General features: G+C 51.3%; 11 protein-coding genes. 4 read left to right on the top strand and 7 right to left on the bottom strand.

Annotated features, from left to right (window positions below; all coding sequences use genetic code 11):
- Nucleotides 1-97 precede the first annotated feature (97 nt).
- From J2Y43_RS20900 to J2Y43_RS20880, 5 genes are all read right to left on the bottom strand, one after another.
- Nucleotides 98-1,309 (bottom strand): metallophosphoesterase family protein, encoded by a 1,212-nt coding sequence (locus J2Y43_RS20900; protein WP_309987853.1) that lies wholly within the window; start codon nt 1,307-1,309, stop codon nt 98-100.
- Nucleotides 1,310-1,341: 32 nt separating this feature from the next.
- A complete protein-coding gene (locus tag J2Y43_RS20895; protein WP_309987856.1) occupies nt 1,342-3,072 on the bottom strand; it encodes a RagB/SusD family nutrient uptake outer membrane protein in 1,731 nt (576 codons plus the stop codon).
- Nucleotides 3,073-3,087: 15 nt separating this feature from the next.
- Entirely contained in the window at nt 3,088-6,699 is a 3,612-nt protein-coding gene (locus tag J2Y43_RS20890) for a TonB-dependent receptor (RefSeq protein WP_309987858.1), read from the bottom strand.
- Nucleotides 6,700-6,862: 163 nt separating this feature from the next.
- Complete coding sequence (locus J2Y43_RS20885) at nt 6,863-7,897, bottom strand: FecR domain-containing protein (RefSeq protein ID WP_309987860.1); 1,035 nt, start codon at nt 7,895-7,897, stop codon at nt 6,863-6,865.
- A 72-nt stretch (nt 7,898-7,969) separates the two neighbouring features.
- Nucleotides 7,970-8,557 (bottom strand): sigma-70 family RNA polymerase sigma factor, encoded by a 588-nt coding sequence (locus J2Y43_RS20880; RefSeq protein WP_309987862.1) that lies wholly within the window; start codon nt 8,555-8,557, stop codon nt 7,970-7,972.
- Between the two features lie 221 nt (nt 8,558-8,778).
- On the opposite strand from J2Y43_RS20880, the gene J2Y43_RS20875 reads away from it, so the two are divergent.
- The 4 genes from J2Y43_RS20875 to J2Y43_RS20860 all read left to right on the top strand — a co-directional run bounded on the left by J2Y43_RS20875 (nt 8,779) and on the right by J2Y43_RS20860 (nt 13,954).
- Entirely contained in the window at nt 8,779-9,483 is a 705-nt protein-coding gene (locus J2Y43_RS20875; protein ID WP_309987864.1) for an NrtR DNA-binding winged helix domain-containing protein, read from the top strand.
- Between the two features lie 605 nt (nt 9,484-10,088).
- Complete coding sequence (locus tag J2Y43_RS20870; RefSeq protein ID WP_309987866.1) at nt 10,089-11,753, top strand: ribulokinase; 1,665 nt, start codon at nt 10,089-10,091, stop codon at nt 11,751-11,753.
- Entirely contained in the window at nt 11,753-13,243 is a 1,491-nt protein-coding gene (araA, locus tag J2Y43_RS20865) for an L-arabinose isomerase (RefSeq protein WP_309987868.1), read from the top strand. The genes J2Y43_RS20870 and araA overlap by 1 nt, the downstream gene beginning before the upstream one ends.
- A 6-nt stretch (nt 13,244-13,249) precedes the next feature.
- Complete coding sequence (locus tag J2Y43_RS20860) at nt 13,250-13,954, top strand: L-ribulose-5-phosphate 4-epimerase (RefSeq protein WP_309987870.1); 705 nt, start codon at nt 13,250-13,252, stop codon at nt 13,952-13,954.
- Here the strand turns inward: J2Y43_RS20860 and J2Y43_RS20855 are convergent.
- Together J2Y43_RS20855 and J2Y43_RS20850 are read right to left on the bottom strand one after the other, a co-directional pair.
- A complete protein-coding gene (locus J2Y43_RS20855) occupies nt 13,951-14,115 on the bottom strand; it encodes a hypothetical protein (protein ID WP_309987871.1) in 165 nt (54 codons plus the stop codon). The genes J2Y43_RS20860 and J2Y43_RS20855 overlap by 4 nt on opposite strands.
- Nucleotides 14,116-14,841: 726 nt before the next feature.
- Nucleotides 14,842-15,231: a response regulator gene (locus J2Y43_RS20850; RefSeq protein WP_309987872.1), complete on the bottom strand. Its 390-nt coding sequence runs from the start codon at nt 15,229-15,231 to the stop codon at nt 14,842-14,844.
- Nucleotides 15,232-15,235 lie beyond the last annotated feature (4 nt).

Here is a 15,235-nt window from a genome sequence, read left to right as displayed (position 1 = left end):
AGCGGCGATTATTTAATGTTAAGGTAATATTTTAAGTAACCGCATGACTAAAAAAATACAGGGCAGCAAACCGGTAGATCTGCTGCCCTGAGATGCATTACTTATTTTTTTTCGGGATCAGGAACTTCCCCACCAGTTCACCATCGTCGCGGATCATTTTCAGGTCCAGTTGCTTACGCGTCGCATGGAGTTTAATGAGCGTCCGTTTGCCTTCGAGCGGCCCGCCCCCGATCACGATCGGCCAGTTATGGTCGGCATCGGGCTCGTGCGTCATATACCGGTGCGTGTGCCCCGAGATTTGGAGGTCGATTTTGGCTTTGTTCAAAACCGGTCCGAACAATGCCCGACAATGCATCGTGCCATGCCAGTCACCCGAGTGGTACGGCGAAATGTGGATCAGCAGCACGCGGAAGTCCGCCTTTTTAAACTCCGGTGATTCGATTTCCTTTTCCAGCCATTTCTTCTGCACCTCGCGGTAGCGGTCAAATGCCGATAAGCCGCCGTACTCTACGCTATCGTCGGTTTTATCCTCGCCCGAATCGAGTACGATGAAATGTACCGGGCCGCGGGTGAACGAGAAGTAATATTTGTTGTCGGGATAGGCATAGTACTCGGGAATGTGCCGCGAGAAACTGCCCCGGCATTCGTGGTTGCCTTGCGTGAGCAGGAAGGGGAACTCCGTCGCGAAAATGTCCACCGACGGTTTTATCAGGTGATCGACCATTTGCTGCTCCTCGGTAACCCAGTCGAAGCAGTCACCGTTGAAAACCACGAAATCGTAATCTTTGGTATTACCGGTATAGCCGTGGCGGTACAATAGCTGCGGGATGATCTGCGGGCGATCGTGGATGTCGTTGAACACCACCATTTTGAACTCGTCCTCATTTTGCCCCCACGTTTTGAAACCGAACATGGGGCTGGCGATCGTTTCCCCAAATTCCACTTTCGAACCTTTGTAACCCAGTACTTCGGTAGACACGATTTTGTATTTGTGTTCCGTTCCCGGCGTGAGATTGGTTAATGTAATTTTATTAATGCGGTTGTTCGCCTCGATAAGCCCGTTGTTGTAGCCGAATTCGCGCTTGCTCGTGTAAGTGCCTGCGCCGTACTCGACCCAGCTGAAACAATTTTTATGGGTGATCCACATGATCGTGACCTCGTTGGCGCCCATATTCTGTAAATAGGGCCCCGCTACGAAATGGTTTTTCTCTTCCACTGCTGCGGGTGCCGCTTCTGCCGCCATCGGCAACAGGCTCAGCGCCCCAAGCCGGGACATTTTTTCAAGAAACGACCTTCTGTCTGAAAGCATAAAGTTAAAGGTTAGGAACAGTCGATAATGGTTTACTCCCAGTTAGGGTTTTGCGTCAGGTTGGTGTTCAACAGACGCTCCTGCTTGGGGATCGGGTAAAGGTAATCACGGTTTTCTATGAATTTCTTGGTGATATGGCCGTTGATTACGATGTTACCGCCCTTGGCGCCGTTTTCGAGCACAATATCGCTGCCCAGTTTCAGCAGCTGCGCGCCTTTGATATCCGGCTTAGTGCCTTCGTAAATGACCACGTCAATTGTCCCGCTCTTATCGAGGTCATATTGGCCGGCACCCGGGAAGTACATCCCTTTGTATTGTTTGGTCAGAGCCTGGCCTTCTTTCCAGCGGATAATGTCATCCCAGCGGAAGAAATTCTCCATGACCAGCTCAATGCGACGCTCGCGACGGATTTCGAGAATTACCCCGAGGTTTTTGCCGCTGATTTGCGTGTATTGTTCGGCCTGGTAGGGGTCCGGGTTGGCATTGGCCTGTTCCAGATTGATATTAGGCATTCCCACGCGGTCGCGGGTGAGCTTGGTGGAAATGTCGAGATCGGCCTGGGTCAATGTGCCTTTTTCGGCTTTGGCTTCGGCATAGTTCAGCAACACCTCGGCATAGCGGAAGATCGGCATGTCGGTAATGTCTTTCGAGAAAGTATCCCATTTCGGTGCCGACACAAATTTGATCAGCTGGTAGCCCGTCACAGTAGCCCCGAATTCCGGGACGAGGGGCGTGTTCTCGCCGATGCGCGTGTAGCCAGGGGTGCGGATCGTCTGCGTGAGGCGCGGATCGCGGTTTTGAACTTCATCAAAAAATTGCATGGTTTCGTAGCCCTTCTTGTCGGTAAAACGGGTGCCGTCGGCCATGAGGTAGCTATTCACGAGTTTCTTTTCCAGCCCCGGCCGGCCGTATGAAGCGGTCATTGTGTAGTAGTTCAGGTTGTGGTAAACCTGTAACTCGTCGCTGAAATCGCGGGCGAGGATCACTTCGTCGGGGATCGCATTGTCCGACGAGAACAGTTTCATGTAGGCCGTTGCCGGTGTGGCTTTGTAAATGGAATAACCGCTGTTTTTCATCAGGTCTTCCGAAGCAGAAATACAGGCGTCGAGGAATTTGTCGGCATTAGGCAGGTTAAATTCCGGGTGGTATTTGCGGAAAGTACCTTCATACAACCCGATGCGCGATTTCAATGCCAACGCCGTGTATTTGGTCACGGTTGTTACCTGACGGCTGGCGTCGAGGTTGGCGATCGCGTAATCGATATCGGCCATCACCGAATCCATCACAAGCGTGCGCGGATCGCGGGCCTTCGTGAGCAACGCCTGGTCTTCGAGCTCGATGGTCGTCGAGTACCAGGGCACATCACCGAAACGTTTGACCATCCCGAAATAGAAATAGGCACGGAAGAAGCGAGCCAAGCCATTGTATTTGGCAACGGCTTTCTTATCGGGGCATTTGCCGGAATTTGCGAGGAAATAGTTGATGTTCCGTAAGTTTCCCCAGGCCCATCCGCCACCGCTCGTAGGTACTACCCGTGTCCCCTGCAACTCGTCGCGCAAGCTGGTTTTGATAACGTTATCGACGTCCTCATTGTACACGTCCTCCGCAGTGGGCAATGCATTATAAAACGAGTTAGTATAAAGCAAAAGGTCGTTTTCGGTATTAAAGAAAGTCTCCGGCGAGATCGCGTCCTGCGGGAGCTGATCCAGGTCACAAGCCACCAGGCCGAGTGAAATGGCGATAATGCTAAGTATTTTTTTCATCGGTATGAGTGCCTTTTAGAATGTGAGGTTAAGACCGGCTGAAATGGTTTTCGACAATGGATAGGTACGTCCATTGGTTCCGTCGCCGTCGAACTGCTCGGGGTCGATGTATTTCGAGCGGAGCGGGGTGTAGGTCAGCAGGTTCTCGCCGCTGATGTAAATTCGCGCTCTCGGAATGCGCACCAGCTTGCTGATACGCTCCGGTACCGTGTAGCCGATCACCACGTTTTTCAGGCGCAGGTAACCTACGTTCTGGATGTAGCGGTCGTTGGTGGAACGGAGGTCGCCGCCGTCGTTAAGCGCCGTATAGCCGCGCAGCACCGGGAAATATGCGTTGGGGTTTTCAGGTGTCCAGATATCGCTTCCGAAGTCTTTTGGGATAAACGAGTAGTACGGACGTGAATAGGGGCCCCAGAATTTGTCCGCATTGTTGCCCGGATACCAGTTCCTGCGGAGAATTCCTTGCGCCAATGCTGAAATATCGAAGCCATTCCACGAAGCACCCAGGTTGATACCGTAGCGGAAACGTACGCGGTTGTTACCAACGATTTTCAAGTCGCCAGGATCGGCGAGCGTGTTGGAGCCGTTGTTGATCTTGCCGTCACCGTTCAGGTCCACGAAACGCAGGTCACCGGCTTGGAGCTTGGCCCATTCGCCGGGTGCGCTCAGGCGCTGCTTGTTCACGAACGACTGGTCGATCTTGAAAGCCTGTGCCTCTTCGTTGCTCTGGAACATCCCGTCGATCGAGTACCCCCACATTTCACCGATCGTCTGGCCTACGTATGGGCTCGAAAGCACTTTGTTCGGGTTATCGTATTTGGTGATTTTCGATTTTGAATCGGAAACGATGAAGGACACATTGTAGCTGAGCGGTTTGCCGGCCAGTTTAACCATATCCGCCCAGGCGATCGAGAGTTCAAAACCTTTGGTTTGGAGGTCTCCCGCATTCTGGGTAGGAACCGTTGCACCATATACCGAAGGAAGGACCTGGCCCGGAATAAGCATGTCGGTGGTTTTACGTACATATCCGTCGAATGAAAGGTTCAGGCGATTTTTCAGCAATGTCGCGTCCAACCCGATGTTCGATGTCGTGGCCGATTCCCAGGTCAACCCCGCGGAAATAGGGGAAGGGCTGCTCACATATTGCAGTTTCTGGCCATTGGTGATCCAGCTCGACTGCGCCGTAGGCATCATCGGAACGTAAGGATAGAAACTGGCCGAGCTCGGATTGTTGTTGAAGTTCGGAGGCAGCTGGTTACCCAATGTACCATAAGAAGCACGGATTTTCAGGTTGTTCACCACATTGCGGACCGGTTCGAAGAAGTTCTCCTCGCTCAGGCGCCAGCCTGCCGACACAGAAGGGAAGAATCCGTAACGCTTGCCTTCGCCGAAACGCGAGGTACCGTCGTAGCGGCCATTCACTTCGAGCAGGTATTTGCCCTGATAGTCGTAGTTAGCCCGGAAGAATGCGCCGAACAACTCATACTGGTAAGCGCCGCCGCCCGAAAGCTGTTCGCCCGTTCCGAGGTTCAGGTCGTTGAGGCTTTCCGAAAGGAGGTTCTTGCGTGAGCCGGCCAATACCTGGTGTTTCCGCGACTCATAGTTGATACCCGCCGTAGCGCTGAAAAAGTGTTTGCCGAAAGTGTGGTTGTAGGATGAGAACACATTGACCACATTCTGCGGATCGAACCACATGGTTTTCTTGAATTGGTCCGTATTGTAATTGGGGACCGTCGTCAGAACGCCTGGCTGGATCGAGTACGTCGCTACGGCCGAACGGTACCAGTCGTCGGCAATGTAGAACGAGTAGGAGTGGTTCGCAGTGACGTTCCAGTTTTTGGCCAAATCCATCTGAATTGTGTTGATGGTCGTCAGCTCGTGTACTTTCTGCTCCCCGCCCGCTACGCCTTTCAAAAGGTTGGCAAACAAACCGTCACCAATGGAGTAGTTGTTTTTCAACGTGTTGTAGGTAGGCGTGCCGTCCGGGTTGCGCGGCGCATAGATAGGCAGCGCGTGCACGGTGATCGCCACGAAGTTGGAGTTGGCACCGCCTTCCAGACCCGGATATTTGTATTTGGAATCAAAATACTGGGTATTGTTGCTCACTTTCAGCCAGGGCGTAAGCTGGGCGTTGATCTTGCTGCGCAATGTGTAGGAAGTAAATTTATCCGTGTTAATGCGCATGATCCCGTCCTTTTCAAATACAGAACCCGAGAGGAAGTAATTGATTTTGTCGGTACCGCCCGAGAGGTTCAGGTTATGCTGGCGCGACGGCTGGCTCATATTGAAAATCGTGTTCCACCAGTCGTAGTTACCGTAGTAGTTGTAAATGTCTTTTCCATTCACATTCTTCACCACTACCCAGGGACGTGCCGGATTTTCGGTTTTATCGTAACGACGTGCTTCGATTTCCTTGTAATCTTCCTCCGAATAGCGGGTATAGCTGTTACCGGTCGCGCGGATGAAGGCTTCGTCATTAATCTTCACGTAGTCATAGCCATTGGTCATGAAATCGGTGTTGATCGTCGGTTTCGACCAGCCGAAGTTGTTGCTGTAAGAAACGGTAGTCTTGCCGTTTTTGGCGGTTTTGGTGGTAACCAAAATCACCCCGAAAGCACCGCGTGCACCGTAAATGGCCGAGGCTGCTGCGTCTTTCAGTACGGATACCGACTCCACGTCGCCGGGGTTAATGCGGTTGATATCGCCCGGGATACCGTCGATGAGCACGAGTGGTGAGCCGCCGTTTACGGAAGTTTCCCCGCGAACGTTGAGCGAACCGCCCTTACCCGGCTGCCCGGTGCTGAATGTAATGTTGAGGTTGGGTACCATACCTTGCAGGATCTGCGACATGTTGTTCAAAGGCCTGTTTTCGAGGTCTTTGGATTGTACCTGCGAAACGGCACCGGTCAGGTTTACGCGTTTCTGTGTGCCATAACCCACCACTACCAGTTCCGACAATGCCTTGTTATCCGCCTGCAAAGTCAGGTTGATCTCCGTGCGGTTGCCCACCACGATTTCCTGGGAAACATAACCCACAAAGCTGAAAACCAATGCCGATTCCACATTCGGTACGGTGATTTCAAACTTCCCGTTTCCGTCGGTTGTAGTTCCCTGCGAAGTCCCCTTCACGACGATGCTTACTCCCGGTAACGTGCCCTGGCCGTCGGACGAGCTTACGGTTCCGCGTACCTGGATTTCAGTGGGCAGTACATATTGAAGCAGTTTCTCTTCCAAGTCGGGGATCACCGATTCTTCCCGGCTCACGCGCGTCTTGGCAAGCACGATCTGGTTGTTGATCACCTTGTAATTGATTCCGCGAGGCGCCAGCAACTGGTCCAGGATCCTGGAAAGCTTCTGGTTCTTCACGTCGATGGTTACGTTTTCCTTCACGGAAACCCGGCTGCTGTACACAAAGCGGGTATTGGCACGGGCCTGGATCTCATTCAAGGCCTGTTTGAGCGAAACATTGCGGAGTGTGAGCGTCATGTCCTTGCTCAGCACAGACTGGGCCGCAGTTTCCTTCGCATAGCTGCCGGCTGCAAGCGAGACGGCAAGAATCCATTGAAGCAGTCCAATGCGCATAATTTTTCGCCAGTCGACCGGCTTGTTACGTACTGTTTTTTGCATAATTTTGATTGTCTGATGGTTAGGCACTATTGGATAAAACATCCTTTTGAAACGGTGGTACGAAGAAAAAGGATGGCATTTCGGGCCGGGTAGTGGTGGTACACTTCCGGCCCTTTTTACGGTGGTACGGATGGGTTCATAGGGAGATGGGTGGTATTAAGGATTATTCACATGGTTCGCCGTTTATGGTGATGTTGTTGTCTGAAATTGTGTAAGTTACTTCGAGCGAAGTGCACAGGATTTCGAGAATGTTGGAAAAAGTCTGTGACTCGAAATTGGCTGTCAGGCCGCATTTGGCGAGGCCGGGATTTGCAAGGGAGATCGATACATTGAAGCGCTTTTCGAGCTGTTCGATTACCTTGTTCAACGGCGTTTCTTCAAATACGATGGTTAGCGGCTCGTAAATTTCCTTTTTTGCCTGTGTGGGCAGTGTCTTGGAAATAAGCCGTTTGGAATCCAGCTCGAACAATGCCTGCTGCTGTGGTTTGAGAATCACCTCCTGCTTGTCGAACGATTCACCCTGCGCCGTTACCTGCACGCTACCTGTCACGACATCCACCTGGAATTTTTTCTGGTTTTTGACTGCCTTCACGTTAAAGCTCGTTCCGAGCACGCGAATCACCATATCGCCGCTTTTGATATTGAATGGGCGTGTTTTGTCTTTTTTTACATCGAAAAATCCCTCTCCCGAAAACGCTACAAACCGCTTGTTGTTGGCAAAACCTGCGCGGTATTCGATCACGGCGTTCGGATGCATGGTCACTACGCTGCCATCGGGGAGCTCGTGCCGGACGATTTGCATACCGGTGTTTTCAAATACGGTTATAGGTAGCGGGGCGGTTTTTGTGTCAGTTTTTGCGGTAATGTCGGGTTGTGGGATGGTTCGCAGGTTTACAGCAAGGTATACACCGAGTACAATGGCAACGGACGCCGCGATGCCCGTCACGAGGCGCCATGGAAGTGCCCGCCACAAGGAAGTTTGTACAGGCTCTTCTTCCCCGAAATTCAATTCCCGCCGGATGTTCCCGAACGCCTCTTGCCGTATTTCGTTCTGTTCCGCATCGGGCAAATGGTCGAGATAGCGCGGCTCACCTTGCAGCGATGCATACCATGCTTCGACGATTTCTTTCTCTGCCTCGGTGCATGCACCAGACAGGTATTTTTCGAGTAATGCGGGCGGAATACCGTTTGGCTTCATGAGATCGGGGATGTTGTCAACCCAGAAGTCGCGTGCCGGAAAGGGAACCCTTAGTAGTTTTTGAAAATTTTTTTAAAAAGAAGCAAAAACGATCAGCGCACAGATCATATGCTCCTTCAAATGCTCTTTGAGGATGCGTAATGCCTTGGTAATGTGCTGTTCTACTGTTTTTTCGGAGATGTTGAGCTGTTCGCCGATCTGTTTATTGGAAAAACCCTGGCGGCTCAGCGTAAAAACTTCATGGCATTTCGGAGAAAGCAAATGCAGGCCTTCCTCGTACCGGTTTTGCAGGTCGGAGGCGAGGGTAGGCTGGTCGGCGAATTCGGAGGTTTCGCTGCGGTGGATTTCCCACTGGCCGTAATGGTGCTGGCGGGTGTACTCTTTCCGGTAGAAAGATATGATCAGCCGCTTGGCCATCGTAAACAGGAATGACCGGCCGCATTGCACCTGGTTTTGACGACGCTGCTGCCATAAGCTCACAAAAAGCTCCTGGACTATTTCCTGCGCCGTGAACCGGTCGTTGACCTTGGAGTAAGCGTAATTGAACAGAGTTTTGAAGTAACGGTCGTAAAGTTCCGCAAAGGCCAGCTCATCGTCCCGCTCACCGATCAGCGCAAGGATATTTTCATCGGAACAGGTAGCGTAAAAGTTGTTCATCATGAAGATAGCCTTTTAATAATCTGATTATTTTCGCTGAGAAGCGGTACAAAATTCGTACTTAAATTTGTTACTTAACTCTTTAAACAGATTAAGTATTCTCGTACTTTTTTTTACTTTCTTAACATAAACTTAACATTTTCCGGGATTCCCCGTGAAAATATTTTGTAACTAGTAGTTGAGTTAGTGCCTTGAATGATAATACTTCTACGACACCGTATTAGATGAATAACTATCCCCAGGCCTCCCGCATTCTTGTGGCCATCGACTGTATTATTTTCGGATTTGACGGAAAGGATATCAAGCTGCTGTTGATCAAAAGGAATTTCGAACCCGAAAAAGGAAAATGGTCGCTGATGGGTGGCTTTTTGAATGCCGACGAGGATCTCGCCGACGGGGCGGTTCGTATTCTGTACAATCTGACGGGCCTCAAAGATATTTACGTCGAGCAGCTGGAAACTTTCGGGAAAGCGGATCGCGACCCGGGTGAGCGCACGGTTTCCGTCGTGTTTTTTGCGTTGATTAAAATCGACGACCACGATTCGGAAGCCGTGAAGAGCCACAATGCTTCCTGGATCACCCTCGATGCCCGCCCGAAACTGATTTTCGACCACGAAAAAATGGTAACCCGGGCTATCGAGCACCTCAAATACAATGCGGCCTTGCATCCGATCGGCTTTGAATTGCTGCCCGAGCGTTTCACAATCCCGCAATTGCAGAAGCTATACGAAGCCATTTACAACATTCCGATAGATCGTCGGAATTTCAGCCGGAAGCTGCTCTCTACTGGCTTGCTCATCGATACGGGCCAGAAGAACAACAATAGTGCTACAAAGAAGGCGACACTCTATAAACTCGACGCCGAACGGTACAAGACGAAATTCCACTCATTCTGGAATTTTATGCCGGATTCGATGAAGAGCAATTAAGTGCGCTTGCGCGCTGGTGCAAATCTCTTGATTTGTACATAATATTAGCAGGCCTCCGGCCGGTCGGTACGGCAACGTCGTTCTTGCGGTATTGACCGACCGGAGGCCTGGTAATAGTAGGCACTAAGGTGGTTCTTCGCGCCTGACTTCTCAAGTCGCGTAGCGATGTAATATTGGTAGGAAGTTGATGCAAGCATTATCGGAAATCCCGTTAGGGATGTAACGACGAAAATTGCGGACGCAAATGGCGCCAATGCGCGGTTGTTACATGCCCAAGGGCATTTGACGGTGAGGTGGCGACGATATGTTGCTACCAATATTACATGCCTGGCGGCATTTATGCGGAATCCGCTGGTGCAAATCTCTTGATTTGTACATAATATTAGCAAGCCTCTGGTCGCTACAACGACTTTGTTCTTGTGGTATTGACCGGCCGGAGGCCTGCGAATGGTAGGCACGAAGGCAGACCTTCGCGCCAGCTCGCTTCGCTCGCTCAAAATTTAAATTGTGTCAATACTACACTAAAAACAAAATTATTTATATTTGTTAGGTGATTAGTTAAATAAATACGTCAAATTGGTCTGAGAACATCCTAAACCGATATTATGAAGGAGAATTACGTCATTGGTATTGATTTCGGTACCGACTCTGTGAGGGCATTGGTAGTGAATGCGGACACGGGTGAGCAGGCGGGAACCGCCGTACAGGAGTATCCTCGGTGGAAGCAAGGCAAATATTGTGATGCGGGCGTTTCGCAGTTCCGGCAGCATCCGCTCGACTATCTCGAAAGTCTGGAAAATGCCGTTCGCAGTGCGCTGGACCAGGCTTCGCCGACCGTAGGGCAAAATGTGCGGGGAATTTCGGTGGATACGACAGGCTCCACACCCGTAGCCGTAGACAAAAACGGTACGCCGCTGGCGTTGCTTCCGGAATTTGCAGAAAATCCGAATGGGATGTTCATCCTTTGGAAAGACCATACCGCCAATGCGGAGGCAGAGGAGATCAACCGGCTGGCGCACAGCCATGACATTGATTTTACCAAGTATGTAGGCGGCATCTATTCTTCCGAATGGTTTTGGGCGAAAATTCTTCGCACGCTGCGCGTGGACGAGGCTGTACGCGAGCATGCATTCTCCTGGGTAGAGCATTGCGACTGGATTTCGGCTGAGCTGACCGGCATTACCGATCCGCTTCTGTTGAAACGGTCCCGCTGTGCGGCAGGGCACAAGGCGCTATGGCACCAGGATTTTGATGGCCTTCCATCCAATGCATTCTTCCGCGAACTCGATCCTTTGCTCGACGGCCTGCGCGACCGGCTTTTCGCCGATACTGCCACCTCCGACCAGCCGATGGGCACCATTTCCCAGGAATGGGCTGCGAAATTGGGCCTTCCCGCGGACGTAGTCATAGGTGTGGGCGCATTCGACGCGCACATGGGCGCGGTGGGCGCGCTGATAGAGCCATATTCATTATGTAAGGTAATCGGTACTTCCACTTGCGATATGCTCGTGGCGCCGAATGAAGAGGTGGGGCATTTGCTGATCAAAGGCATTTGCGGGCAGGTCGACGGCTCCATTGTGCCCGGTATGCTGGGTATGGAGGCGGGGCAATCGGCATTCGGGGATATTTATGCATGGTTTTCCAAACTGATCACCGAGCCCGTTCGCGCATTGCTGGGTGAGGAGGAAGCGGCGAAACTCTCGCAGAAGCTAATCCCGCATCTTGCCGAACAAGCAGCGAAATTACCCGTAACCGAAAAAGACATTATTGCCATCGACTGGCTGAACGGCAGGCGCACGCCCGACGCGAAACACACGCTCAAAGGCGGTTTGCTCGGACTGAACCTCGCCAGCGACAGTGCACGCATATTTAAAGCATTGGTGGAGGCCACGGCGTATGGTTCCAAGGCCATTGTCGAACGGTTCCGGAATGAAGGTGTGCCCATTCACCAGGTGATCGCGATCGGCGGGGTGGCGAAGAAGTCAGCATTCGTGATGCAAACACTCGCCGATGTGCTCAATATGCCTATTAAAGTAGCGGCTTCCGAGCAGGCTTGTGCATTGGGCGCGGCGATGTTCGCGTCGGTGGCTGCGGGCGTGCATGCCAATTTGCAGGAGGCGCAGGAGGCAATCAGTTCAGGCTTTGATGCCGTGTATCAGCCGCGCGAGGCGCAGTCGGCCGTGTACCAGCAGCTTTACCAGAAGTACCTGCAAGCCGGGGCTTATATCGAAAATGAATTTTTACAAAAAGGATATTTACAACTCACCTGATGCTTGATTTAAAACAGTTTGAAATCTGGTTTATCACCGGAAGTCAGCATTTGTACGGCGAGGAAACACTCCGCCAGGTCGATGAACATTCACAGATCATCGCCCGCTACCTCGACCAGGCCCCGCAGGTACCTGTGCGGGTGATTTTTAAGCCGGTCGTGAAATCGCCGGATGAAATCTACAACATCATCCAGGAAGCCAACAGCGCTGCCCATTGCATTGGTATCGTAGCCTGGATGCACACTTTTTCCCCAGCCAAAATGTGGATCCGCGGGTTGCAGATCCTCCAAAAGCCGCTTTTGCATTTGCATACCCAATATAACCGTGATATTCCCTGGGCCGACATCGATATGGATTTCATGAACCTGAACCAGTCGGCGCACGGTGATCGCGAATTCGGCTTTATGATGACGCGTATGCGATTAAACCGCAAGGTGATCGTCGGGCATTGGCAGCAGGAGCATGTGCTCGAAGGGCTTGGCCAATGGGCGAGGGTAGCGGCCGGCCGTCACGACCTGAAAGGGGCAAAATTCGTTCGTTTCGGCGATAATATGCGCGAAGTGGCGGTAACGGATGGCGATAAAGTCGCTGCTGAAATGACTTTTGGTTTCTCAGTCAATACTTATGCGGTGGGCGATCTGGTAGCGGTGATCAACCAGGTGTCGGATGCCGAAATTTCGGCATTGATCGGGGAGTATGCCGACGCTTACCAACTCGCTTCCGGCCTGGAAAACGGCGGGCATCGGCATCAGGCTTTGCGTGACGCCGCGAAAATAGAGCTGGGTTTGAAATACTTTCTCAGAGACGGAAATTTCAAGGGCTATACCAATACGTTCGAAGACCTGCACGGTATGAAGCAGTTGCCGGGCATAGGCTCGCAGCGCATGATGGCGGCGGGGTACGGCTACGCCGGCGAGGGCGACTGGAAGACATCCGCGATGGTGCGTGCTTTGAAAGTAATGGCCAGCGGCCTTCCGGGCGGTAACTCGTTTATGGAGGATTACACCTATCATTTTAATCCCAATAATAACCTGGTGCTGGGCTCGCATATGCTCGAAATCTGTCCGAGCATCGCGAAAGGCCAACCTTCCGTGGAGGTGCATGCATTGGGAATTGGAGGCAAGGAGGACCCCGTGCGGCTCGTGTTTAATGCACCTGCCGGGCCTGCATTGAACGTCTCGCTTGTGGATATGGGTAACCGTTTCCGCCTGCTCGTGAATGAAGTGGAAGCCGTTGAAGCAACCGAACAACTACCCAAACTGCCGGTGGCGCGCGTGCTCTGGAAGCCGCAACCCGACATGCAGACGGGCTGCGCGGCCTGGATTTACGCCGGCGGCGCACACCACACGGCATTCAGCCAGAACCTTACGACGGAACATATTGAAACCTTCGCCGAAATGGTGGGGGTTGAACTGGTTGTGATTGATAAAAATACCACGCTGCGCCAGATGAAAAACGAGTTGCGGTGGAGTGAAGCTTATTACAGATAATCCGAAATGTCGAAATATCAATATCTCAAAGAACAGGTTTACGAAGCCAATATGGAAATCCCGCGGGAGGAACTGGCGATCGTGACGTTTGGCAATGTAAGCGGTATCGACCGGGCCGAGGGCGTGGTGGCGATCAAGCCCAGCGGCGTGCCGTACCACCGGTTGAAAGTAGAAGACATTGTAATTGTAGACCTGGATAACGTGCTGGTGGAGGGAAATATGCGCCCGTCGTCAGACACCAAAACACACACATTGCTTTATAAAAGTTTCCCGACGATCGGGGGCGTGTGTCATACTCATTCTACGTACGCGGTGGCGTGGGCGCAGGCGATCCGGCCTATCCCAAACCTGGGAACCACACACGCCGACCATTTAACGTGTTCTATTCCGGTGACGGAAGTGATGTCCGACGAAATGATCCAGCGCGATTACGAGCACGAAACCGGTAACCAGATCCTCGACCTTTTTGGCAAGGAAAAGCTAAGTTATGAAGAAGTGGAAATGGTGCTGGTAGCTTGCCATGGGCCATTTACCTGGGGAAAAGACCCGGCCAAGGCCATTTACAATTCAATTGTACTGGAAGAGATCGCGAAAATGGCTTACCTCACGTTGCAGATCAATCCGTCCGCAGCGGCCATCAAGCAAAGCCTGTGCGACAAGCATTATTTCAGGAAGCACGGCAAGGACGCCTATTACGGGCAGGGCTGCTAGTTCTTCTTGGTTGAGCTACCGTTCCCCGACCGGCGGCTTGCGATGTTCCGCATTTGCTGCAATGCTTCCTGGCGGGTCATCGCTTTTTCGTTGGACTTGGCTTCTTCGATCGCGTCTTTGGAGAAACGTCCTTTCAGCAGTTTGAAAATCGTGAAAATCATATTCTTTAAGCTAGTAGGGTCAGGTAACCCTTTATCTACCCAAACTTAACAAAGAACGCGCTATAAAAAAAGAGCTGCCGGTGTTCCCATTCACCGGCAGCCTCAGTCATAAAACGTTGAGTATAATGAGTGCTTGTTTGCTATTCAGGACAGAGCCTCTTTGCGTAATTTTTTTCCGGGATGAAATTCGTCCTGGATCCAGCGTACAAAATTGTGGGAGTTAGTTTTGTAAATCTCCATGGATAGGGGCTTGATGCCACTGAACTCAACCTCTTTAACGTACTGTGCGTGCAATTTCAAAATCTCGGCCAGGGTTTTGCTATCAGTTTTCATTAAACATTGTGTTAAAGTTTGCACTGGTTGTCGGACAGTATGCAATAAGAACGTACCCAACCCTTCATAAAATCTTTTAATATTTGAAAAATCATATTGTTGATTCGAAAGCTTATAGTATGGTTTAGGAAATAGCTTTCCTCCGACGCGTTGTTTCAGGTAACGGTCGTGCCGATTGTTACATTATAGGACAATTTGTGGAGGTGTGTTGGATTTTGTAAGTCAGCTTATTGGCTTGACAATCAACGGATAGGAGGTCGGTTTGCTGTTTTGTTCTTCCAAGACCTGCACAGGAGGCCTTTTAGGGTCACACACGACGGTAATGGCGGATAAGGATGCTGGTAGTCCTGTCCACTTAATTTAATGTCCTAAAAAAATTATACTACAAGGATTTTAGATTGCCAGCTTCTTTTTCAGGAAAGGAATCTCCAATGGTTTCGGCAGCAGGTCGATAATGTGCTGGCTGGCTTTGGCTTTCTCAATGTCGCGCGTGTCGATCGTCGAAGAGAGCATGAAAATCCTGATCTTTTGCCGAAGCGTTTCCGGCAGCTGATCGAATTCATCGATGAACTCGAAGCCGTTCATGTCGGGCATCTGGAGATCGAGCAGAATGATGGTATCCGGCAGGCTTTCGGCCTGGGCAATGAGGTGTTTGAGGGCGTCGCGCGCCGAGTTGAAGGTTTTGACTGAATTTGTAATCCCGCTTTTGATCAGTAACTTTTCGTAGATAAACAGGTCGAATGCGCTGTCATCTATCAAAAAGAAGTTAAGCAGTGGCTCCATGTCG

This window comes from Dyadobacter sp. BE31, from assembly GCF_031457695.1.
Taxonomy (GTDB): domain Bacteria; phylum Bacteroidota; class Bacteroidia; order Cytophagales; family Spirosomataceae; genus Dyadobacter.
Note: the sequence above shows the minus strand (reverse complement) of the source record. Positions and strands in the feature narration are given on the sequence as shown.

Bases quoted from the DNA above. Each gene is read 5' to 3' on its own strand.
- J2Y43_RS20870 (WP_309987866.1), top strand. From the start codon at position 10,089: ATGAAGGAGAATTACGTCATTGGTATTGATTTCGGTACCGACTCTGTG.
- J2Y43_RS20850 (WP_309987872.1), bottom strand. From the start codon at position 15,231: ATGGAGCCACTGCTTAACTTCTTTTTGATAGATGACAGCGCATTCGAC.
- araA (WP_309987868.1), top strand. From the start codon at position 11,753: ATGCTTGATTTAAAACAGTTTGAAATCTGGTTTATCACCGGAAGTCAG.
- J2Y43_RS20890 (WP_309987858.1), bottom strand. From the start codon at position 6,699: ATGCAAAAAACAGTACGTAACAAGCCGGTCGACTGGCGAAAAATTATG.
- J2Y43_RS20895 (WP_309987856.1), bottom strand. From the start codon at position 3,072: ATGAAAAAAATACTTAGCATTATCGCCATTTCACTCGGCCTGGTGGCT.
- J2Y43_RS20880 (WP_309987862.1), bottom strand. From the start codon at position 8,557: ATGATGAACAACTTTTACGCTACCTGTTCCGATGAAAATATCCTTGCG.
- J2Y43_RS20885 (WP_309987860.1), bottom strand. From the start codon at position 7,897: ATGAAGCCAAACGGTATTCCGCCCGCATTACTCGAAAAATACCTGTCT.
- J2Y43_RS20855 (WP_309987871.1), bottom strand. From the start codon at position 14,115: ATGATTTTCACGATTTTCAAACTGCTGAAAGGACGTTTCTCCAAAGAC.
- J2Y43_RS20860 (WP_309987870.1), top strand. From the start codon at position 13,250: ATGTCGAAATATCAATATCTCAAAGAACAGGTTTACGAAGCCAATATG.
- J2Y43_RS20900 (WP_309987853.1), bottom strand. From the start codon at position 1,309: ATGCTTTCAGACAGAAGGTCGTTTCTTGAAAAAATGTCCCGGCTTGGG.
- J2Y43_RS20875 (WP_309987864.1), top strand. From the start codon at position 8,779: ATGAATAACTATCCCCAGGCCTCCCGCATTCTTGTGGCCATCGACTGT.